The sequence below is a fragment of the uncultured Proteiniphilum sp. genome (assembly GCF_937873925.1).
In the GTDB taxonomy this organism is placed as follows: domain Bacteria; phylum Bacteroidota; class Bacteroidia; order Bacteroidales; family Dysgonomonadaceae; genus Proteiniphilum.
Genome location: NZ_CALNAT010000097.1, coordinates 1 through 22,984, shown reverse-complemented (window position 1 = coordinate 22,984; position 22,984 = coordinate 1). Strand labels below are relative to the sequence as shown.

Genomic DNA, 22,984 nt, shown 5'->3' with positions numbered 1-22,984 from the left:
ACAAACCGAAGCCAAAAACAAACTTGTCTGGGATTTTGGTAAGGTACGAAGAAGACGAAGTCAAAACAAGTTTTGACTATGTTGAGCGTAGAAAACAACATTACACACATCCGGACTTACATAAAAGAAAATAATGAAGGAACAAAAAACTGAAGGAGTGAAAGAACAGAACCAAATCAATCCCGTTGCAGACTGGTTTATACGTCTCCTGAAAGGAGCTCTCGTGGGGATCGGATTTATCCTCCCCGGACTGTCGGGCGGTGTACTGGCCGTTATTTTCGGTATTTATGATCCGCTGATCCGGTTTCTCGCCAACATACGCCGAAACTTCCTGAAGAACGGGGTCTATTTTTTCCCCGTAGCGATCGGCGCCGTCATCGGTATTGTTCTTTTCGCCGTAGTGGTAGAGAAGGCTTTCGGTGAATATGCCGCGCTGTTTGTCTCTCTCTTCGTGGGATTCGTCGCAGGCACTTTCCCCTCTCTCTATAAAACGGCCGGAAAACAAGGACGAAAATCGTCCGATATGGGGATTCTTGTCATTACCACGATCGCCATTTTTGCGCTGATGTTAGTGGGGGGGCAACAACTCACTGAAGTAAGTCCCAACCTCATGGTATGGCTCGGATCGGGATTGCTGATGGGGCTGGGGCTGATCGTCCCGGGAATGAGCCCTTCCAATTTTCTTATCTACTTCGGTCTATATGACAAGATGGCCACCGGCATCAAGAACTTCGACTTCGGTGTTATCATCCCGTTGATCATCGGGTTTATCGTCTGCGTATTGCTTTTTGCCAAACTGGCTTCCTGGCTTTTCCGGAAATATTACTCCGGTATGTACCATTTCATCCTGGGGATGGTGGTCGGTTCTTCACTGGCTATTTTTCCCACAGTGGTTTTTCCGGCATTCACAGCCGAACAGCTTGCCGCCGCAGGACTAAGTTTCGCAGGAGCACTCCTCCTGAGCCTGCTGCTTTTCATTGTGGGAACTATCGCCTCCTGGCTTTTCAGCAAAGTAGAAGAGAAATACCCGAGAGAAGAAATTTTTTAAACACCAAAGTCGCCCCGTAATCGGGTCATCACTCTTCCTCTCCTTCCCCGGCAATCCTGATCCTCGGGTTCCGTTCCTTCAACTCGGCGATCAGGGCGTCCATATCCGATTCCTTTACCCCCAGCACCTCAAAACCACGCACCTTATCGATGCGTAGCTGATTTTTTTTCATCTTTTTCAACCCTATCATATCACCAATAGCTATCCGTCTGTTCTTTGAGAACAGCCTCAACACAAAACGAATCTCCAGAAAATTCAGCTCGGTGACAGCATACTCTTTTATCGTGGTCGATAGAATAAAAACAATGGCAAAGGTAATGTAGAAGAGATCCGTCCAGATTATCTCCCCTTTTCTGAGCCTGTAAAAAAGGAAACCTGCCAGGAAAAGCAAAACAATTCCCCAGAAAAGATTCCCAAGTCCGTTATGTGCTTTATATTTTTTCTCCACAACCGTTCCTTCAATTTAGTCGTTTTCAAGTTCTATTGCAAATATAGCGAAAGCCGAGAGCAGTGCCACGCTTGCTTGAGCATTGCCGAGGCGCATCCTATATTCTACAAATATACACTTATTCGCGGAAAATGGGTTAAAAAATTCAAATAATCAGGAAATAGATAAATGAGCCGTTTTTATCGACGAAACGGAATTTTAACCTGACGAATCCTGTGAATCTATCTATATACCATTGAATTTATGCTACTTGAATGGAATAGAAAACTGCTGGCCTGTTAAACTTTTACTTACCTTTGGTCGTCATAGAGCAAATCATATTTTTATTCACTCTTTAAAATGTATGTATGATGAAAAAGATTGTATTAATGGCGCTGGTTGCCATATTCACTTTGAGTTTCACGCTTGAGGCTCAGAACGACGGAAGAAACAGAAGGAATGACAGGCAGGGTCCCCAGACCGAAAGAAGGTGGACCGCGAAAGATCGCGCCGAGGCTATGGCCAAACAGCTGAAACTGACGGCCGAAGAGAAGGCGAAAGTGGAGGCTTTGTTCGAGAAGCAGGATGCAAAACGTGCCGAACAGATAGCCCAGCAAGGTGCCAATAAGGAAAAACAGACACAGGATCGCACCAAACGTCGGGAAGAGATGCAGGCACTGCGCGAAAAAGAGATGGCTAAAAGCGATGCTGAACTGGAAGTTATAATCGGAAAGGAAAAAATGGAACAGTGGAAGCAGTATCGTGCTGACCGGCAGAAAGAGATGCGCAATCCGAACCGCCCGGAAAGACAGGGTCCCCGTTGAACATAGCACCCACCACAGGACGAAGCCGGTATCCGGCATGAATCTTCGTTGAATAGGCTACATTCACTCCAGGTAAACCTGATGGCCGCCCCGCAAAACGGGGCGGCTTTTCCTATGGAATTGATCTATACCTCTTTGCGGGAATGCCTTATCTATGGGAAGGGACATCCGGCCGTGTACATCAATAATACTTTTCGTAGACTCGTTTGAATGCTGCCGTCGCCTTAAACCGGTCAAGCCAGCTATCCAGGCTGTCCAGCAGAACAGGAGAATCTTTTCGCACTGCCCACGATTCCAATTGCGTGAAACTGATATCGGTCTCCACATCTATCTCCGGGAAGAGCTTTGCCAACCGTATGGCCATTTTCTCATCGCACACCGTAAGGTCTATATCTCCCGACGCTACCATCATCACCAATTGTTCTGTTTCGTAGGTGGGATCTTCCACAATAAAAATAGTATCTCCTATCTCGTGAGAAAGATTGTTCAGGCGTAAGATAGCAGGCGAATCACCCGCTACATGAATGGTTCTCCCGGCCAGGTCAAGATGCTGGCGGACCGGCGCTACGCTGTCGTTATACTCCTGTTTTCGTTGTACCAATACCTGCTTGTTCAGCGTAATGGGCCTTGTAAAGGCAAAGGTATCTTTCAACTGCACATTGACCGGGATATTACGGGCGACCAGATCATAGCGCATTGCCAGCAAACCCGTCAGATTCTCATCGAGACTATTTTCAAGGAAAAGATTCACCTTTATCCCCCACTCCTTCTCAAGCGCAAGGATCATCTCCCGCTGAAAGCCCTGTAGCGTATCTCCCGATACATACAATCCGATACTATTGTAATCCGTCACTACATTCAATTCACCCGACGCCATTATCTCATTATAATCATGAGGCTGCAGCGGGGTGCTGCGGGAACCTTTCATCCCCGCCCTGAGCAATATCATCACCACTACGGCGACTATCAGCAAAAGAAGATAGAGATATAAACGTTTTCGGTACTGCAAGCTTTGGAGAATTTAATTGTGTAAATTCACCGAAACCCCCAACCTGAAGACAGGGGGATTGACCGGATAACCGGGAAGTGAAAAATATTCTTTCGGATTCAGGAACTGCGAGGCCACGTTATAGTACATTATATAAAAACGGGTCTGTTTCAGGTGCATATTGGCATAAGCAGTGGCAATAGGATATTCTCCGATCTCTTTCTCACGCTGATTGTAAAATTGCAACAGTGCCGGCTCATAACCGGGCGCAAAGTACTTCGTATGATAATGCGCATCCACACCCAATTGCAGGGTAAGTTCATTCACGATTTTCGTTTTCAGGTACATATTGGAATAGACACTGAGCGTAGGCACGGGGATCACTTCCTGATTGCTTGAAGTCTGATAGACCACCTGATTATCCCAGTTGAATATGCCGAGACGCAGGTTCTGTTCTATGCGTGCCGTCAGTAGCTGTATATTGCCGCTCTCCTGGGCAATCTGCTTATCCTTATTGTAATAAATGAAATTCTGCAGGTTTTCTACTCCTGCACTCAACGTAGTGTTGGTAAACGGTATATACAGTTTACCCCCGACATAGACCCTGCGTATATCTCCGAAATCGTGGTTCCAACGGAAATATTTTGAGTAATAGTTTTCCTCCAGATATTTGGGTTTAAGGTTTTTGACATAAGCCTGCGCTGAAAGGGTCGTTCGCCTCCCCGCGATATCAAAACCAGTCTCCACATCACCCATCGCCCGGAACTCTCCCAGATTCGCACCCAGCAATCCGAGGTCGGCACGAATATTAAACAGCAGATTGTCGCCCTGCTGTTTATTCAGTACGCCTCCCACGGTAACAGCGCTTTCGCGGTGCCGTATCATCCCCGGCCCCACACTGTCCCTCATGGAATAGTTGCGCAGGTCGTGCTCCAGAAAAGCTGTCAGTCCGAATTTCACCCAGTCTTTGAACCCTTCCCGCAGGCTGAGTGAAACACTGTTTTTCATTGATGTGAAACGGATACTGTCATCCACCGCCCCCTCATAAAACCGGTTGGCATAGAACTGGTCTATCCGCTGCATCTCTACGCCCTCCACACTTACAAAGGCAGTATCATACGACAGGAACCTCCGGTGCTGCTGGGTAAATTGCGACGAAACGCCTATACTTGCTACAGGGACAAACAGCCCCCGTCCCTTGTGCAACGAATCGGCGGGCGTCTCCACATATCCCAGGTTGTACCTGCCCGACAAAAAAAAGCGGTTATTACGCAACGAGTTCCACGTATTGGTAAATTTCACCGGTATACCCGTCGATGTAAAACTCTGTTGAATGGAATCAGGATGGGTGATGAACTGTTCATTGGTAATTCCGCCGTTCTCGGCATTGGTCACCGATCCCAGATTCATAAAAGCGTGCGCTTCAATCCGGTCTGACAGGTAACTCCCGAACAGGGAGAAGTTGTTATGCTTTACCGCCTGCGAGTTATAATAACCGCGCGTATTGATCAGATCCACATCCAGCCCCACATTCAGTTTCTTTCCGAAATTCGACGTCATCCTCGCCTCAAAGCGTTCCTCCCTGGTCTGTTTAGGGGCGGAACGGTTATAACTCAATCGGGAATACGGCACCCGTGTATTCACGAACAATACCTTCTCCGGATCCTTCAGATAGAGATAGTAAGCGTTGTTGAATATAAACTGTTCGGTCTCCGGCCTGTCAGTAAAGATTTTCGAGAAGGCCGGTGATCCCAGCGGCGCCAGAAAACCCATCGCCACCGATTGTCCATCGGGGAGAACACTCTGTTGATAGTTATGGAGTAATGTATCCGAGACAGCAGGTAAGCGGTTCCCTGTACGGGCATCAATCTTCCAGATGGTCATTCGTGCCAGCCGGCGCAACGAATCGGCCTCTGCCCCATGATCATGCAACAGGTGATCGAGGTGCGATGCCTGTCCGGCCTGCCTGTCCGGTTGTAACCCTGGCTCATGATCCTCCGGAGCCTGCCTGGGAAGAAGATCCAGCGAATCGGGATTCGTTGTGATCTGCGACGAATCGGGCAGGATAATACGCGCCTGCGGATAGGCAGCTGTCATGCCGAGAATGCATGCCAGAAGGGATATGAACAGCTTTTCTTTCATCGGTTGCAAATCTACACAAAAAATTGCCACCCACAGATAATCAAGTCTGCTTTTCTCTGTTTTTTGAGGATTTTTAGGATGCGGTTCATTCATTGTTCTCACACCACACTGCACGGTACACTAAAATAGAGGCTGTCTTCAATAATAGAGAAGTGGGATTTTTTCATTTAATATTCCGTACGCGTAAAGATAAGGATTACATTTGCAGCCGGATTTAAATAAATTGAGATATGACAAGTATGAATTTTGTATTTCGCCCTTCTACAAGGAAGGGACGTCACCCGGGAAGCCTGTCCCTGCGCCTGATTCATAACCGGGGCAGGTGAAAGCGGTCACCCTGGCGGGTTGCAGTGTTTACCGCGAAGAATGGGACAAGGAGTCGCAAACGATACGCTATCCGGGGGATGCCCCCTCCAGGACAGTCGTGTTACAGGAAGTGGAATCCGTCATGTGCCGGGAAAGCGGCGTTATTCGGGAATTAATTCAAACCCTCGAAAAGCGGGGCCGGTACACGCTCGATGAGCTACTGGATTGGAATAATTTCTTTTCGCATATATAACACAGAAGGTTTTCTGTTCATAGAAACTTGCCATATATCATTTGCCAAAATTATTCAGATACTTTAAGTGTTTGTAAACGGTCTTCTTCCGATTTGGCCCTAATGTAACTACGGTATGTATTAAAACCGGCCATCAGAATGAGTTCGAGGCTGGTATTTTTCGCAGATGCTTGTGAATTGCGTAATTTATTGAGTTCTCTCAGACGACAAATATTTATGAACCGACTGAAATTCATCCCGTACTCGCTGTTAATGAAATTCGATATATAAGTCCGGTTAGTATTCATGTCTGCGGCTATATCCGTTATTCTGAGGTTTGGGTTGGTAAAGGGCTTTTTCTCGGCCAAGTATTGCTCGAAACGGCGGCGATTGATGGCCGATGCTTTCAGTACGTCCTTCTTTTTTTCCTGCTCCGAAAACGGTTCGATAACGATGTACTTTTCCGATATGGCAATATAGACCAGCAAGACATACTGTACGACAAAAATAATCGAACCCGCTATCGCCATCCGGGCACTAAGCACAGTAGTTTTTTCGATCAGCAGCGTGGCGAAAGGAACGGGCATACCGACCAGCGCAAGCGCCATGAAGATGTTGTGCCATTTCATCGACGTGCGCTCCGTGTCGGCGAAATAGTCTACCACCGCCTTCCGATACTTTCTTACGCGGCGAAATCCCATAAGCACATACGTTATGCAATAAACGCAGAATATGATCGGGGAGAGGGAGAATGCCAAGGAGAAACCGGGATACGCGGGATGTATCTCCCCGCGGCTCTCCACGATACTGTATTTGACCTCGAAAGGCACAAAAGCCGACCAGATGCCCATGACCACCATAAAGGCCGGCGGCAGAATGTAGTGAACCGGTGAAAATCCCCTTTCCATGTTTGTACGGGTGATCAGGAAAATAAAATGGTAGAGAAACACCATATCGAGGGTCAACATCATAACGTAGATCGGATTGCAGTGCACGAAAGCAGCATAATCCATAAAATAGAGTATGGTTAGCGCCCAGCAGAGAAACGCTGCCATGAACACGGCGGCCATTAAAAGCATATGTTTCCCGTTATGGCGCTCCCGCGCATACCGGTAATGCAGCAGACACAGCAGGGCGCATATCAGGGCCGTGGACATGGGCGCCGAGAATCCGAGAGCCTGTATGAAATCTATTTCCTTCATTCGTTTTCTCCGGTTTTATTCTCTGACGGTGAAACCGGATCGTTTACCGCCCGCAGGGCACGCTGGTAATGTTTCATATTGCTGAATCCGGCCTTTGTTACAAGTTGGGCGGTTTTTTTATCCTTGTTTACAGTGAGGGCGGCCAACGTTTCCAGTTCGGCAAGCCGCCAGCGGTTCACGAAGCGGTTGAAGTTCAATCCGTAGTGTTGGTTTATAAAGCGGGAAATGATCGTGCGGTTTACGTCCATGTCCTTCACCATGTCGGTTATTTTAAAGTGGGGATCGAGATGGGGCTTTTCCCCGCGAAAATAGCTCTCGACAAGCCATTTCGACAATTTTCCACGGTGCAGCTTACGCAACGGGGCAACCTCCAGAACTTCCACAACAGCCAATGGCTGTTCCCTGCCGTTTCTCCAAACTACGACGTAGGCAAGCAGAATATGCAGCAAGAAAGTGGCGGCTGCCAGCAAATATGTCCATACAGAGGTATATATATCCGCCCGGGAAACGAATGTCAACATACATGAGGGCAGCAATATGACACCCATAATCACGACAATGAGTATAAACCGTCGTATGCGGTTTGTTCTCAACTTGTTTTTAAGGTTATCACTCTCCACCTGTTTATATCCACGAAAGACAAGTACCGCAGACAACAGCGTGTATATCGCCCTGGAGATTATGCCTAAAACCGGCTCGCTATAGTAAACGAATGCCCAGGCGTCGTAGCCGCCCGCCGACCAGGAATATTCCTGTATCGCTACCGTAACTTGTACGTCCAAAGGGGTACGCAGGGACAAAATAATAACGGCTATCGTCGTCAGAACCGGAAAGATAAAATGTTCGATGCTTATTTTTTGATTATTTCCGGAATTGACGGACAGGGACAGGGTTTGGTAAAGCAGCACCGGGCCCAGTACCAGTCCCATAAAAAACGGGATATTCAGGAAAACGGAAAAACCGGGAATGTAACACCAGCAGAAAATATAAAGCCAGACGAGTATATCCGCCACAAAATAACCGCAAAGGGGATATAGCGGCTTCCTTCGCTGTCCGACGAAATTCTCCCGTACAGCCAAAGCGACCAAAACGGCGCACGTTATGGCCGAAAAAACAGGTATCAGGGTAATCACCCCCTGAAAATAGGTGTCGAGATTGACCATGTCGCAAAGATACTCTTTTCCAGCTTACGAGTCCATAAAAATCCCCGGTTTTTACAAATTGTCCTATCCGTTACGATTTTGACCCATTTAAAATTATTCCGTTACGATTTTACCCATAAATAAATGCACGAAATGTCCTAATTGTCTGAATTCTATAGGGTAATTTTGCGGAACAAATACATATGATCCGCTACGGATTACTTTGTATATAAGTCTGATTATTTTACGCAACCCCACTCTTAAGGGGGAATCGTTGGCCGATACACTCGGAATATGGTTTGTAAACAGTGTACCACATGGGATAGCGATTAACGAAAAAGAGAGTATGTAATGTTTTTCAAAACAGTAAGATTCAGGTAATGATTTAAAAAATCATGCCAAAAGATCAATTTAGAGCTATTCTATCCTGTTGAAAACCAATTATAGAATCCCCGTAATGTAAAATTCAGCAAACTACTATACTTCAAGGATTTATGGAAATAATAGATAGATATATACATGAGAAATGTATTTTTTTTGATACTTCGGGACAACCGGCCATCGAACTGGTCACAGTTGCCGACGGCAAAAACGGTGATCTGCCCATACGAAACAATGAAGTCGTATTTTTCCTGGAAGGAAGATTACGCTTTATATTCAGCGATTTTTTGGAGCACGAAGGGGTAAAAGGACATATGTTGTTTCTGCCGGCCGGGGGGCGATATTATTATGAGGCACTTGAAAAGACGGTTCTCCTTATTTTCAGGATAATAAAACCGATCCAGTTTTGCGAGCATTTGAGTATGGAAGAAATAGACAAGAACTTTCCCGCGAGAAATGATAACCATAAACACGGCAAGTCCGGCTTCAATACATTAAAAATAAATACGCGGATTGAGCATCTTCTAAAGGGTGTTGCCGATTGCCTTGAAGACGGGGTCAGATGCCGTGGTTATTTTAACCTTAAAATAAAGGAATTCTTTTTATTACTCCGTATTTATTATGCAAAGAAAGATATATGCGATTTTCTTTTTTATCTCACGCTTAGCGAGGATGCCGCCTTTTCAGAACATGTACGGCGGCAATGGCATCTTTTTAAGAATGTGAAAGAGATCGCGGAATCCATGTGGATGACTCCCCGGAAATTTTCGGCTAAATTTAAAGAGGTGTTCGGACAAACAGCGTATAGTTGGATGAAGGAGAACCGGGCAAATTTGATACGCAAAGAATTGACAACGACAAATAAACTGGTAAAGCAGATCGCCTTCGAGCAAGGATTCGACTCTAAATCACAGTTTACAAAGTTCTGCACGAAAGAGCTTGGAGAGAATCCTACAGAGATCAGAGCGGGTAAATCCAACCAAATGCGAGAATTGCAAACACAATTGTAATTTTTGATAACTATCAAATACAAGAATTGCAAACACGATTGTAATTTTTGACAACCGCCATCCATTATATAGCATCTATTTTTGCACGAAATTTATTATCAACAAATTAACTTCTTATAATCAAAAGAATTATAGGTATAAAACAAGGGTAATTATTGATGCTACATAATAGATTGAATATGTATTTGGGTATAAATAAAAACCGATTGAGGAGCAGTATATTTTTCATGATATTACTTCTCTGTATATCATTTGGAGCGCGCGCTTCAACACCTCCATCCGGTTCAGAATTGCCGTCCCATTTTATCTTTTACTTTGCCAATAATAGTTCGTTGCTTATGCGCGACTATTATACCAATCAGACTGCTCTTGAAAAGCTTGACCAGATGCTAAAAAATCCAGACTTTATCTCCGGAGTAGATTCGATAACTATTTTTGGTAGCGCTTCTCTTATAGGCAGTTTTCAGGTCAATTCACGTCTTTCTTATGAACGCGCTATGGCCGTGAGAACTTATATCAGATGGAAACATCCCGGGGTTTATAATGATCGAATTAGTGTCTTGCCGTCAGTATTCAATTGGGATGTCTTGATTGACCTGATTCAGAATGATCCGCTTGTGCCTTATAGAGAAGAGACTTTGAGAATATTAAACTCTTCTGTTGACAATCAACTGAAAGTAATTCAAATAAAACAATTAGGTGGTGGTAGCACAAATTCTTATATAACTAACAACTTCGCGAAATACATGCGTACGGCTACAAGTGTATTCTTTAGCATAAAAGAAAAAAAAGAAGAGATAAAGGAACCGGAAGTAATTGAAGTTCAAAATGATTCTGTACCGATAGTGGTTGATGATATTGAAGAAATAGTTGAAGAACCTGAAGAGCTTCCGGAAATAGTATCTCCGATAATATCACTGCAACAAAAAATGTACAGCCCTCTTTTTGCCCTGAAAACCAATATCTTGTACGACCTGTTATCCGGTCTCAACGTGGAGGTTGAGGTGCCTGTCGGTGAACATTTTTCACTGGCCGGCGAATGGATATTTCCTTGGTGGTTATATGAAAAGAAACAATATGCATTGGAAATCCTGAGTGGGAATCTGGAGTTGCGCTACTGGTGGGGCGACCGTACCGGACGCGATCAAATGACAGGATGGTTTACAGGGGTCTACGCAGGCGCCGGACTATATGATATAGAATGGAAGACTAAAGGCTATCAGGGGGAATTTATAATTCCATTCGGATTATCCGGAGGTTTCGCGCATAAAATTTCAAGAAACTGGAGAATGGAATATTCGCTTGGCGTGGGCTATATGACCAATAAGTATAGAGAATATATTCCCCAAAAATGCGGGTATGACGATGAATGGCATTTGATTAAACAGAAAAGTGGAAAATCTGCCTGGATTGGCCCGACTCGTGCCAAAGTATCCCTGGTATGGATGATTAATAAAAAGTAATAAGCCAATTGATGAAACTCTTGTGTTTAAAATACAATACAATGGTGTTCAGTGTGTTGCTAATGATGTTTTCCTGTGAACGCCGTCCTTTGGAAGAAATGTGCGAAGATAAAGCCCTTCTTCCGATAGGGACTGTATGGACTCTGGCTGACATAGAACCACAGAATATCACTGCTTTATTTTATAATCAGGATAATGGGAAATTAGTATTGGAACATCGGTTTGAAAATACTCCCGGTCGTATTCAAACATATGCAAGTGTGCCAGTAGGCAAATATACTGTTGTGATTTTCAATGAGCTGCGGGGGCAAATTCAGGGAGTTGGTATCCGGGGATATGAAAACCTGTCCACTCTCGAAGCATATGCTGCGCCTGATCCCAATTATAAAAACCGGAGTAATGATAATGCGTACGTGTATGATCCGGATATATTAGCCTCGGTAATGGTTCATGATTTTTATGTAACGGATGAAATGATAAGTTACTCCCATCTTTATAATGGAGAAGCGATAAACCAATCCATGAAAGAGTCTCTCGAAACTCTCGTCGGATTGGTGCCTCTGCGCAAAGTACATCAGTTTAGTATGGTTGTTCACGTGAAAGGATTGAATAATGCCCGTATGCCAGCATTGGTAGACCTGCTCGGAATAGCAGAATCGTATAATTTCAGAGAAGATAAAAACACCCGTACTGGTGCTGTTCAGCAGTTTACGATGAACAACAGGACGTATGATAGTGATTCAAGAAAGGACGGGACCATTTCGGGAACTGTTTATACCTGGGGATTGTTGGGTGAAAAACCAAATGAAGCCAACGTGCAGCGTGATTCTCCTGTTCAAATGGACTTCTTATTTATGTTGGTCGATGCGGAAAGGACACTTGTCCGCCAGATCGTCGACGTGACTTCTTCAATACAGTTACAGACTGAATCCCACGGAGCAACCACTTTGAATTTGTATGTGGAACTGCCTGATCCTTTACCCGATGTTGTTCCGGAAGGAGGCGGAAATTCAGGGTTTGAGACAGAGATAATTGACTGGGATATAATAGAAGTCCCTTTGAATGCAAAATAAAAAAAACAGGACAGGTTACGCTAAAGTAACCTCCCTATTTTCAGTTGTTTGCCGGGCAAAAACTGATTAATATAAATAACTTAATTAATAATAAACTAAAAAAACGAAGAGAAATGAAAAAGATTTTTATTATCGCAGCAACTGCCATGGTTTTGGCCGGTTGCTCGCAAACTGAACTTGAACACACTTTTGTCGGACAAAAGGAAATTGGGTTTTCGAATTTGAACGACAAAGTGACTACTCGTGCTGCAAATGATGCTGGTGCCAATTATAAGGTTTACGCGGCATGGAGCGGCGGAACTGCCTGGTTTATCAATGATGAACTAAACGGCACCACTAACGTGCCTCAAAATGGCCCCTACTATTGGCCATCGACCGGAACTGTTGATTTTTACGCATATGCTCCGGCAACTATTACGGCAACGGGTACTTACCCTGCTCTTTCAATTGCCTATACCGTTCCTGCCAATGCCGCTCAAGATTTTACGATTGCCGCCCCTAAAACAGGATTGTCTTCCTCTTCCGGTACCGTTGCTTTTGAGTTTGCTCATATGTTATCCAAAATCAGCGTTAAGGCTACATTACATCAAGACTTGATCGATGCCGGTTATGTTCTCAGCACAACCGGCCTTACCGCCAGCCTGGATGTCCAATCGACGGGAGGAACGATAGTCCCCACAACCACTCCTTTTGCCTGGACTTCACCTAATGCGACTGCCGCTACCTATACTGGGGCTGCTTCCTACATGATCATGCCGCAGAGTTCAATAGGATGTGCAGTACAGGTTACGGGGGGCATAGAGATAACGAAAAACAACGTCGAAATTTATAGTGGCGATTTGAGTAAATATACTATTTCAGGCGGTAATGTAACTGGTGATAATTTTGTAATGGGTAAACATTATATGTTGAATCTGACTATCTCTGAGATATCGACCGGCGGTGGCGGAGAAGATATCTTTAATATAATAACCTTCTCAGCTAATGTTGCTCCTTGGGATACCGAGACGGGAACAGATATTCCGTTAGTTCAGCCCTAAGCTTAGGGGTATGTTTTACAAGAGGGTGTGTCACATGGTGATTTCACCCTCTCTTTAATCAACTTCCTGTGGGGGAGTAATCTCAAATATTCAATTCACAGAGGCTTAATTTCTATTTTGATACAGCTTCCTATTTTAAAACCAAACATTTATGGAGACTTTCAAATTGGCATTGGTGTGTCTGGCGGCTTCTTTTTTGGCAGTCTCCTGCACGGACATCACAGAGCTGGACGATTACAATTATGAAACCCACGGAATACGATTTACAACGAGTACTGATATTACACGGACGCGTGGTTTACCCGTTTTGTCTTCTGATGGCATTCCGGGTATGGGGGTGTTTGCCTATTATACCGGTGATGGTGTCGCCAATAATTGGGGCGCTCAGGGAGCCACTGCTACTCCCAATTATATGAATAATATCCAAATAACAAATAGCGGGGGCGTTTGGAGTTATGACGATCCTGTATACTGGCCGCAAGCCGCCGATGCGAACGTAAGCTTCTTCGCCTATTCGCCCCATGCCACCGCCGCAAATGGCATCACAATGAATGTCACTACCGGCATTCCTTCCATTACGTATACTGTTCCGAAAAACTGTTCCGACCAGCCGGACCTGATGGTTTCGGCCCTCTTGCAAGATCGTAATAAAACGAATAACGGCTCCTCACCGGTTAATTTCCAGATGAGGCATGCACTCACTTGTATCGGATTCAAAGCTTCGGGTAACGGGGAGAAAATAGAAAAGATAACCGTCAGTGGTGTCAAAAGGTCCGGGGAACTAACTGTGGCTGCCGACGGAACCCCGTCCTGGGATCTTTCCGGGAGTGTGAACGAGAGTTTCGATGCCATAGTTGATGACGGTGTATATTTGGGACCTACGGCAGAGCTTGTCAATACGGGTGGAGGATACCTGATGATGGTTCCACAAACCCTGGGTACCGGAGCTACCCTGACGGTGGAACTCGATAGCGAAAGGAGTTTCGATTTCGATCTTGAAGGACTGACCTGGGGGGTCGGACAGTTTATCAATTACAATTTATCGATCACGCCGGAAGCTGCGTTGTTGCTCACTCCGGAAAAAATCGTCTTACCTCCGATGGGAGGATTCTCTGAATTCAACGTGACGGTTGCCAACGGTTCCTCTTTAGACTGGACTATCGCTATTAATAATCCGGGCTTCCTGATATGTGACAATCTGGCGGACATCCTGAGTTGGGCAAGCGGTACAATGCCGGCTGTCAATGTTCGTAATCTGGACACATCCACGCCGGGTACGTCATTTACAGGAATGGGTACAAAAACATTATATGTATGGAAACCAACTGCAAACTCCAGTACAAGTGTCGAAATTACAGGAACTATTTCCTATGTCATTGATCCGACCGGTGCCTCCATAGCGGTTATCCAATTACCTGATTATCCTATGACAACAGTCCGTGATGATTATATGTCCGGTGAATATGTCGGTGCTTTCTGGAAGGCAAACCAGAAGGGTGAACGTATAATCCGCATTCCGGTAGGCAGCGGTACAACGCGTGCGGGAGATTGGGATGCCTCTGTATTCTGGATGGGGCCGGGATGGAAAGCCGGGGATATTGTATTCAGCAATGATACATCTGGTGATCCAGGAGTTACCTATAATTCCGCTACTGAAAATCCGGCTAATATGCTTACCAATGATGCTACATATGTAGTTCCGGGTTATGTATCATCGGCATCAGGTGACGCGGTCAGTGGTTCCGGCAACTACATACACTTCCGCATAGGTCTCACTTCCACGTATTCACCCCTAGTAAATAATCCGGCAAGGTATGCATTGGTACTCCTTCGTTATGGTACTCCGCAAAAGTATCACATAATTTACATACGGCAGGGTGAGGAGGCTGATTATCTGATGTATCCTACTGACAATGCACGTGGTCCTGCCGCGATGCCGTTCTGTGCATATAATGTCACAGCCTCGGACTTGACGGACGATGAAGAACTTGTCGAAATACTCCCGGGCAGGTCAAACGCTGTGTTTACAGACTATCCCACCCAGGCCGGAGCATTTTTTCAATGGTCGTATATTTATCCCTATGGACCTATGGCATATCATCCGGTTAAACCTGTAACGCCTATTATATGGAATGATGTACCGACCGGTAGTTATTGGAACACACTTGCGAGTTCTTCGGAAAGCTGTCCTCCGGGATATCGCCGCCCTAATGACAGCTCTATTTCTGCCCCCGCTCCAAACGTCGGTCCTTCTTCTATAATAAACTCCGAGGTCCGGCAATCTTTGTATGCCTCTCCTATGACAGGCAATGGCATTGACAATACAAATCTCAGATGGGGGTTTTATGCGGATGGATACTTTGACCGGAGAGATCACAATAATCCTTTTATATCGAGTCCGGAAGGAGGAGGAAGTGCCATGGCACTCAATACAGCGGTTTCCTGGCAAACCAAGGACGTAGCATATATAGGAAGCCTTCTTTTCAATCCTGTTGCCGGTAGTCCACGCGAGAACGCTTCTCTTTTTATTCCGGCTGCGGGAAATCGATATACCGAATCGGGTTCCCTTATAGAAGGAGGGGAAGCCAGTCTGATTTTATCATCTTCGGCTTCCAGTGCAAATGATATGTGGTATTATGTTTCAGGTTCCTTCGGTGCCCAGCAGTTATTCTCTACCAGGACACATGCTCTGAGCTTGCGATGTGTTCCGGATTAATACTAAACAAAATGAGAATCTTATGAATAGATTAGCTTTAACCGCAGTTTGGATTTTGTTTGCAATTGAAAAATAGAAACGCAGATGAAAAAAATTAGTATACTCGTACTTGTGTACACTATTGTGCTCGGCACAATGACGATGATGAACTCTTGCGGCAGCGACGAACTCGAATCCGGATACGCGGTTACCGTTACAGACGACGGAAACGGTGAGGCATCGGTAAGTGTGGGCGGTAAGGCCACTGCAAAAGCAAAAGAGGGTGCAATCGTTACTCTGACAGCGTTGATGCTGTTTCCATTGGCGTTTCAGCTGTTTTTTATCTGTATGGCCTTATCGTCGTGCGGCAGGCGGTAGGGCAAGAAAGCGGTGAAGTAATAAAACGTTTAAAATTTTATATATGCAATTGCTCATGAGATTATTATTTATCTATAAAAATAAAACAGGCATATTGGGTTTGGCCGCCTGTTTCCTTCTTCCGGCAAGCTGCTTGCAAAAGGAAGGGGCCGGGGGGGACAAACCGGAAGGCAATGAAATGGTCGGCAGTCATCGGAATGATACGGTTACGACAAATGATACAACTGCGGATATAGGCGATGACGGCGGCTCCGCTACCAGATCCTGCGATCCCCGCACCGTCTGGTTTCTGCAAAACCTGCATGTTGCAATGGATGATGTAGAAGAACAGGCAACCGTGCGGCAGCAGCGGTAAAGGTATTTATTTGCAAACATATAAAGTAGGAAAACAAATCTTGGACAAATATGCCGACAGAATAATCCGGATATTAAGGGACAAAGGAATAACAGGCCTGTATGACAACAGGAAAAAGTTGGTCTATGCTACCCTTGAAAGCCGGGATGAGGATATTATCAGTATTTACGGGCACAGTAGCGGGCTGATCTGTAACTATGCCGTCTATGCGCTATATATACCGGAATATTTGTCAGGGAAGGTGGCAGACCGTCTTTCGTCCCTAAACAAAATAATCGCCCCGGGAGGTTTTTTCTATATTGATCATTCTACGCAGTGTATCGCTTTTACAACCCTTTATAAGGCATATGACCTCGAAATCAGGCAAGAACTGCCCTCATTCATTTCGTTCTGCACCCGTTCCACCGATCTGTTCCTGCAATACGGAGAAGTATTCTATAAGTTGATTAAAAATAAGTAGGGGCCGGAATTAATCGTTTTAACCGATATTGCACAAAGCATGGCAACAAGAAAAGTTTCTGTTTTTATAAAAATTTCATTATCAACAGGGTACGTTTTTCGATACTGGATAACAATTATAAATTCCCAAAAATAATATATATTTATATTCCCATGGTTGAAAATGATAAATAAATTCATTATCTTTGCCGCATCAAAACAATAAAATGAAAGCAAACCTGTTCCATCATCATCATTTTCACACTTGCACTCAGGCGAGTTGAGGTTGGTATGTACGAACAAAAAAAGCATATATGCATAGACCCGTCTGAATGATCTCAGGCGGGTTTTTTTGTTTAGGGTACGGTTTTTATTGTTGAACAACAGATATAACACAATGGAAAGAATTAAAATTGCCATTCAAAAAAGCGGACGGTTGAGCGAGAAGTCCATCAATCTGCTCACAGAGTGCGGCATCAATGTTTCCAACGGCGACCGCAAACTGAAAACCGAGGCGCGTAATTTTCCCATGGAGATCCTCTTCCTGCGCGACGACGATATTCCCCAGTACGTAGAACAGGGTGTGGCCGATATCGGTATCCTGGGACAAAACGAGGTGTGGGAAAGAGAAAAAGATGTAATAGAGATTGAAAAGCTGGGCTTCGGTAACTGCCGCCTGTCGCTCGCCATTCCGAAAGACGAGGTATACACGGGACTTGATTTTTTTAACGGTAAACGCATAGCGACAAGCTATCCCAGGATCCTGGCCAAATTTTTTCAGGTGAAAGGAATTGATGTAAAAATCGAAGAGCTGGGGGGAAGTGTAGAAATTGCCACGGGAATCGGCCTCGCCGATGCCATCTTCGATATCGTAAGCACCGGCAGTACGCTCATCATGAATGGGCTGAAGGAAGCGGAAGCCATCATAAAAAGCGAAGCGGTGCTTATCGGCAACAAAAATCTGTCGACTGACAAAACCGAACTGCTGGAGCGGTTGTTATTCCGTATAAAGGCCTACAAGAACGGACGCGGCAAGAAATACGTATTACTCAACGTACCCAATGAGGTCATTCCCGACATCGTGAGGTTGCTGCCCGGTATGCGCTCGCCCAGCATCCTTCCGCTGGCCGATAAAGGGTGGAGCAGCATCCACTCTGTCATCAACGACGACGATTTCTGGGAGATCATCGATGAACTGAAACGCCTTGGCGCCGAAGGCATCCTGGTGGTCCCCATCGAGAAGATGATCCTGTAAAACAACGGGGATAAGGTATAATTAGATGGATGTCTAAAGTGAAAAACGAAAAATCTGTATTTTTCACTTTTCACTATTAGTTTTTAGTTTTAAAATCAAATCGTTCAATCAGTAAATCAATCATAATGAAGACGATTTCAAACCCTTCCCAAAGTAAAAGAAAAAAGCTGGCCGAACGCCCTATGATCAGGCAGCAGAAGCTGATGAACACGGTGGAGAAGATATTCTATAACATTCATCGCAAGGGAGATAAGGCGGTACTCACTTACAGCCGCCAGTTCGACTGGCCCGTTCAGGAAACATTAGAGGTGGATCGTGACACTATCGAAAAGGCGGCAGGACTGGTACCGGAACGGCTGAAACAGGCTATTGAGCTGGCTCGGAAAAATATAGAGACCTTTCACCGGTCGCAACAAGAGGAAATACGCAAAGTGGAAACTGCTCCCGGCGTGGTCTGCTGGCGTGAGTCACGGCCTATTACGCGGGTAGGTATCTATGTGCCCGGCGGTACCGCTCCGCTCTTTTCCACGGTACTGATGCTCGCGGTACCTGCAAAAATCGCCGGCTGCAGTGAGATCGTGTTGTGCACGCCTCCCGACGGGGAAGGAAAGATCCACCCTGCCATCCTCTACTCCGCTGCGCTGACGGGGGTGACAAAAATATTTGCAGTGGGAGGTATCCAGGCCGTCGGGGCAATGGCTTTTGGTACGGAAAGCATTCCCAAAGTGGATAAGATATTCGGTCCGGGTAACCAGTATGTGATGGCCGCCAAACGCTCCGCGCAATATTACGGGGTGGCCGTCGACATGCCGGCGGGGCCCAGTGAACTCCTGGTGATTGCCGACGATACCTGTAACCCGGCGTTCGTAGCGGCCGACCTGTTGTCACAAGCCGAACACGGACCCGATAGCCAGGTGATCCTGCTCTCCGACGACAAAAAGGTGATCAGGGCGGTCAACAGAGAGCTCGATTTCCAATTAGACAATCTACCCCGGAAGGAGTTCGCCGCACAGGCGCTCAAAAACAGCAAAGCGATCCTTTTCAATGATATGGATGAATGCATTGATTTCAGTAATTTCTACGCTCCTGAACACCTCATTCTGGCCACCGAAAACCCGGTACTGCTGAGCCGCGGGGTTATCACAGCCGGATCCGTTTTCCTGGGGCACTATAGCTGTGAAAGTGCCGGCGATTACGCCAGCGGCACCAATCATACACTTCCCACAAGCGGATATGCCGCGGCTTACAGTGGCGTATCACTCGACAGTTTCGTCAAAAAGATCACCTTCCAGCAGCTGAGCGAAGAGGGGATTGTGAGTATCGGCAACGCGGTGGAGATCATGGCCGAAGCGGAACAACTCATCGCACACAAGAACGCCATGACACTCCGTCTGGGAGCGGTAAAGACAAGACAGATTACGACAGGTTATATGCAGAAGCAGGAACAAAAGGAACAAGAGGAACAAGAGCCACCACAGATACAACAACAGGAAAACAACGAAAATGGAGAAATTTGATCTGGAATCACTGGTGCGCCCCAATATCCGGGCGCTACACCCCTACTCCAGCGCCCGTGACGAGTTCACGGGTGATGAGGGTATCTTTCTTGATGCCAACGAAAACCCGTTCGGGCAAACGAACCGCTACCCCGATCCCCATCAGCGGCTGCTGAAAAAGGCCCTTTCGGGAAGGAAGCAGCTCCCGGTAGAAAATATCTTTATCGGGAACGGAAGCGACGAAGTGATCGACCTGATCTATCGTATTTTCTGCGAACCGCAACGGGATCGGGTGATCATCTGTCCTCCCACTTACGGCATGTATGAGGTATCGGCAAATATCAACAATGTGGAGGTGATCCGAGTGCCGTTGACCGATCAGTTTGAGTTGGATATCGATAAGATCCTTTCCCAACCGGCCCAATGTATTTTTGTCTGCTCTCCCAATAACCCCACAGGTAACCGCTTACAGAATGTGGAGCGGCTGCTCCGGGAATTCCGGGGGATCGTGGTAGTGGATGAGGCCTATATCGATTTTAGTACCGACAAAAGTTTCCTCGAAAAGTTGACGGACCATCCCAACCTGATTGTGATGCAGACTTTCAGTAAGGCTTGGGGACTGGCAGGAGCCCGTGTAGGGATAGCTTATGCAAGCGCCGGTATCATTGCGCTGATGGACAAGACAAAACCTCCCTACAATGTGAGTATGCTGAATCAGGCTGAAGCGCTGAAAGCGCTCTCTGCCCCCCCCGAATTTGAACGGCAACTCTCCCTCATTCTGGAGCAACGCACCTTGTTGGAACAGGAGTTGAAACAATTGTCCACGGTCCGCCGCGTGTACCCTTCCGACGCGAATTTTCTGCTGGTAGAAGTCACGGAAGCCAATGAGATCTATCAATATCTGGTAGAAAGGAAAGTGATTGTCAGGAATCGTAGCACCGTGGTCCGCAACTGTCTCCGCATCACGGTGGGAGCGCCGGAAGAAAACCGGATGTTGCTGGATGAGTTACAGAATTATAATGTCATCTGAAATAAGTATTTAGTGAATGTGCAAATATGCTAATGTGCCAATGAAACGAATGGGATGATTTGAGGATGAAATCTTGAAACAACGTTCGGCAGAGCCAAAATCGACGTAGTCAAAATCAGCATAGCTAAATTTTGAAATTCTAAATTCTTAGTTCAGACTTCAGACTTCTAATTTCTTAATTCTGAGTTCTTAGTTCTGAGTTCAAAATTAATTATATATATGAAAAAAGTACTATTCATCGACCGGGACGGAACGCTGATCATAGAGCCGGAGGACGAGCAGATCGACAGCCTGGAAAAGTTGGAATTCTATCCTAATGTCTTCCGCTACCTCTCCCGTATCGCGGGCGAATTAGAGTATGAACTGGTGATGGTCACCAATCAGGACGGACTGGGCACCTCTTCATTTCCTGAAGAGACCTTCTGGCCGGTACAAAACAAAGTCATCAGGGCTTTTGAAAATGAGGGAGTACACTTCAGCGAAGTGCTGATCGACCGGTCCTTCCCTCACGAAAACCTGCCTACCCGGAAGCCGGGCACCGGTATGCTCACCCACTATCTGAAAGGCGGATATGACCTGGATTATTCTTATGTGATCGGAGACCGGATTACGGATATACAATTAGCTGAAAACATGAATTGTAAATCTATTTTATTAAGTAATAATTCATATCCGGAAGCTACGTTATGTACCACGGACTGGGGGGATATCTACCGGTTCCTGAAGGCAGAGCCGCGCAGGGGAAAAGTACAGAGGAAGACCGCCGAGACCGATATCTTCGTAGAACTGAATCTCGACGGAAGCGGGAAAAGCGATATCGCCACCGGCGTAGGATTTTTCGACCATATGCTCCACCAGATTGCCCGTCACGGTAATATAGATCTTACACTCCTTGTCAAAGGTGATCTGCAGGTGGATGAGCACCACACTATCGAGGATACGGGTATTGCTTTGGGAGAAGCCTTTCTGCAGGCATTAGGCCGGAAAAAGGGAGTAGAACGATATGGCTTCCTGCTACCGATGGATGACTGTCTCGCACAAGTGGCCATCGATTTCGGCGGACGCCCGTGGCTGGTGTGGGAAGCAGCGTTCCGGCGTGAGTTTGTGGGTGACGTCCCCACGGAAATGTTCATGCACTTCTTCAAATCGTTCAGCGACAACGCCCGGTGCAACCTCAATATCAAGGCTGAAGGCGACAACGAACACCATAAGATTGAAGCCATTTTCAAAGCCTTTGCCCGCGCGGTAAAGATAGCCGTGAAACACGACGGGACAGAGGGAATACCAAGTACGAAAGGAGCCCTCTGAAAGTGAAAAACGAAATCTGCGGGTAAGCAAGTGCAAAAACAAACTTGTTGGATTTGCCAAGTGGAAGCAGATTGCGTGAAGCGAAAAGTGAATAGTGAAAAATATTAAATTTGGAATTCAGGAAATTATTAATTGAAAGTTGCCAATTGAAAAAATGATCGCAATTATCAAATACAACGCCGGCAATATCACATCGGTCAAGAACGCGGTGGAACGACTGGGTTATAACTGCAAGGTGACCGACGATATCGGTGAGATCCTATCGGCTGAAAAGGTTATTTTCCCAGGTGTAGGAGAAGCTGAATCGGCAATGATATATCTAAAAAACAAAAGATTGGACAAAATTATTCAATCTTTGGTTCAACCCACGCTGGGTATCTGCCTCGGCCTGCAACTGATGTGCCGGTACTCGGAAGAGGGAGGCACGCAGTGTCTGGGCACCTTCGATGCGGAGGTGAAAAAATTTCCGGCAACAGATATCGTACCCCATATGGGATGGAACAACCTGGAAATCGAGGAGAATCCACTTTTTACGGGTTTCGGCAAGGAGGATACCGTTTATTTCGTGCATAGCTATTACGCCGAAATCTGTTCCGAAACCATCGCTCACTGCAATTATATTCTGCCGTTCAGCGCTGCAATGCAAAAAAACAATTTCTACGCCACACAGTTTCATCCGGAGAAATCAGGCGACGTGGGCGAAAGGATGTTGAAAAACTTTTTAGAATTATTAGAATTATTCCAGCCATAG

Annotated in this window: 21 protein-coding genes; 16 read left to right on the top strand and 5 right to left on the bottom strand. The window is 45.9% G+C overall.

The annotated features are described in order from the left end of the window. Positions 1–133 precede the first annotated feature (133 nt). The gene (locus tag Q0502_RS06855) at positions 134–1,048 is read left to right on the top strand and encodes a DUF368 domain-containing protein (RefSeq protein ID WP_298648835.1); all 915 of its coding nucleotides are present in this window, start codon (positions 134–136) and stop codon (positions 1,046–1,048) included. 28 nt (positions 1,049–1,076) lie between these two features. Here Q0502_RS06855 and Q0502_RS06850 read toward each other — a convergent pair whose 3' ends face one another. After that, the gene (locus Q0502_RS06850; protein ID WP_298648832.1) at positions 1,077–1,496 is read right to left on the bottom strand and encodes a hypothetical protein; all 420 of its coding nucleotides are present in this window, start codon (positions 1,494–1,496) and stop codon (positions 1,077–1,079) included. Positions 1,497–1,843: 347 nt separating this feature from the next. On the opposite strand from Q0502_RS06850, the gene Q0502_RS06845 reads away from it, so the two are divergent. After that, positions 1,844–2,299, top strand: a complete 456-nt coding sequence (locus tag Q0502_RS06845; protein WP_298648830.1) for a hypothetical protein — start codon at positions 1,844–1,846, stop codon at positions 2,297–2,299. Positions 2,300–2,480: 181 nt separating this feature from the next. Here the strand turns inward: Q0502_RS06845 and Q0502_RS06840 are convergent, their stop codons facing one another. Beyond that, a complete protein-coding gene (locus tag Q0502_RS06840; RefSeq protein WP_298648828.1) occupies positions 2,481–3,308 on the bottom strand; it encodes a transporter substrate-binding domain-containing protein in 828 nt (275 codons plus the stop codon). Between the two features lie 12 nt (positions 3,309–3,320). Next, a complete protein-coding gene (locus Q0502_RS06835; protein WP_298648826.1) occupies positions 3,321–5,429 on the bottom strand; it encodes a putative porin in 2,109 nt (702 codons plus the stop codon). A gap of 322 nt (positions 5,430–5,751) precedes the next feature. Here Q0502_RS06835 and Q0502_RS06830 point away from each other — a divergent pair, with 322 nt between their 5' ends. Next, entirely contained in the window at positions 5,752–5,988 is a 237-nt protein-coding gene (locus Q0502_RS06830) for a hypothetical protein (RefSeq protein ID WP_298648823.1), read from the top strand. Between the two features lie 50 nt (positions 5,989–6,038). On the opposite strand, the gene Q0502_RS06825 is transcribed toward Q0502_RS06830, so the two are convergent. Both Q0502_RS06825 and Q0502_RS06820 read right to left on the bottom strand, forming a co-directional pair. Beyond that, entirely contained in the window at positions 6,039–7,169 is a 1,131-nt protein-coding gene (locus Q0502_RS06825; protein ID WP_298648820.1) for a hypothetical protein, read from the bottom strand. After that, positions 7,166–8,332, bottom strand: coding sequence for a hypothetical protein (locus tag Q0502_RS06820; protein WP_298648818.1), 1,167 nt, complete (start codon positions 8,330–8,332; stop codon positions 7,166–7,168). Before Q0502_RS06820 ends, Q0502_RS06825 begins: the two co-directional genes overlap by 4 nt. Before the next feature lie 473 nt (positions 8,333–8,805). Here Q0502_RS06820 and Q0502_RS06815 point away from each other — a divergent pair, with 473 nt between their 5' ends. The 13 genes from Q0502_RS06815 to hisH all read left to right on the top strand — a co-directional run bounded on the left by Q0502_RS06815 (position 8,806) and on the right by hisH (position 22,984). Next, entirely contained in the window at positions 8,806–9,702 is an 897-nt protein-coding gene (locus tag Q0502_RS06815) for a helix-turn-helix transcriptional regulator (RefSeq protein ID WP_298648815.1), read from the top strand. Positions 9,703–9,929: 227 nt separating this feature from the next. Next, positions 9,930–11,165 (top strand): DUF3575 domain-containing protein, encoded by a 1,236-nt coding sequence (locus Q0502_RS06810; RefSeq protein WP_298648813.1) that lies wholly within the window; start codon positions 9,930–9,932, stop codon positions 11,163–11,165. Positions 11,166–11,176: 11 nt separating this feature from the next. Beyond that, positions 11,177–12,238 (top strand): DUF5119 domain-containing protein, encoded by a 1,062-nt coding sequence (locus Q0502_RS06805; protein WP_298648810.1) that lies wholly within the window; start codon positions 11,177–11,179, stop codon positions 12,236–12,238. 221 nt (positions 12,239–12,459) lie between these two features. Next, positions 12,460–13,278: a fimbrillin family protein gene (locus Q0502_RS06800; protein WP_298648808.1), complete on the top strand. Its 819-nt coding sequence runs from the start codon at positions 12,460–12,462 to the stop codon at positions 13,276–13,278. A gap of 151 nt (positions 13,279–13,429) precedes the next feature. After that, on the top strand, positions 13,430–15,994 hold the full coding sequence (locus tag Q0502_RS06795; protein ID WP_298648807.1) for a fimbrillin family protein: 2,565 nt from the start codon (positions 13,430–13,432) through the stop codon (positions 15,992–15,994). 84 nt (positions 15,995–16,078) lie between these two features. Then, complete coding sequence (locus Q0502_RS06790) at positions 16,079–16,351, top strand: hypothetical protein (RefSeq protein WP_298648804.1); 273 nt, start codon at positions 16,079–16,081, stop codon at positions 16,349–16,351. 55 nt (positions 16,352–16,406) lie between these two features. Continuing rightward, positions 16,407–16,706, top strand: a complete 300-nt coding sequence (locus Q0502_RS06785; protein ID WP_298648801.1) for a hypothetical protein — start codon at positions 16,407–16,409, stop codon at positions 16,704–16,706. 10 nt (positions 16,707–16,716) lie between these two features. Further along, positions 16,717–17,166: a hypothetical protein gene (locus Q0502_RS06780; protein WP_298648798.1), complete on the top strand. Its 450-nt coding sequence runs from the start codon at positions 16,717–16,719 to the stop codon at positions 17,164–17,166. A 375-nt stretch (positions 17,167–17,541) separates the two neighbouring features. Next, the gene (hisG, locus tag Q0502_RS06775) at positions 17,542–18,399 is read left to right on the top strand and encodes an ATP phosphoribosyltransferase (RefSeq protein WP_298648795.1); all 858 of its coding nucleotides are present in this window, start codon (positions 17,542–17,544) and stop codon (positions 18,397–18,399) included. 125 nt (positions 18,400–18,524) lie between these two features. After that, positions 18,525–19,916: a histidinol dehydrogenase gene (gene hisD / locus Q0502_RS06770; RefSeq protein ID WP_298648792.1), complete on the top strand. Its 1,392-nt coding sequence runs from the start codon at positions 18,525–18,527 to the stop codon at positions 19,914–19,916. Further along, positions 19,903–20,925 carry a histidinol-phosphate transaminase gene (gene hisC, locus Q0502_RS06765; RefSeq protein ID WP_298648789.1) on the top strand — a complete coding sequence of 341 codons (1,023 nt, stop codon included), beginning with the start codon at positions 19,903–19,905 and terminating at the stop codon, positions 20,923–20,925. Before hisD ends, hisC begins: the two co-directional genes overlap by 14 nt. A gap of 219 nt (positions 20,926–21,144) precedes the next feature. Next, a complete protein-coding gene (gene hisB / locus Q0502_RS06760) occupies positions 21,145–22,233 on the top strand; it encodes a bifunctional histidinol-phosphatase/imidazoleglycerol-phosphate dehydratase HisB (protein ID WP_298648786.1) in 1,089 nt (362 codons plus the stop codon). A gap of 154 nt (positions 22,234–22,387) precedes the next feature. Continuing rightward, on the top strand, positions 22,388–22,984 hold the full coding sequence (gene hisH / locus Q0502_RS06755; RefSeq protein WP_298648784.1) for an imidazole glycerol phosphate synthase subunit HisH: 597 nt from the start codon (positions 22,388–22,390) through the stop codon (positions 22,982–22,984).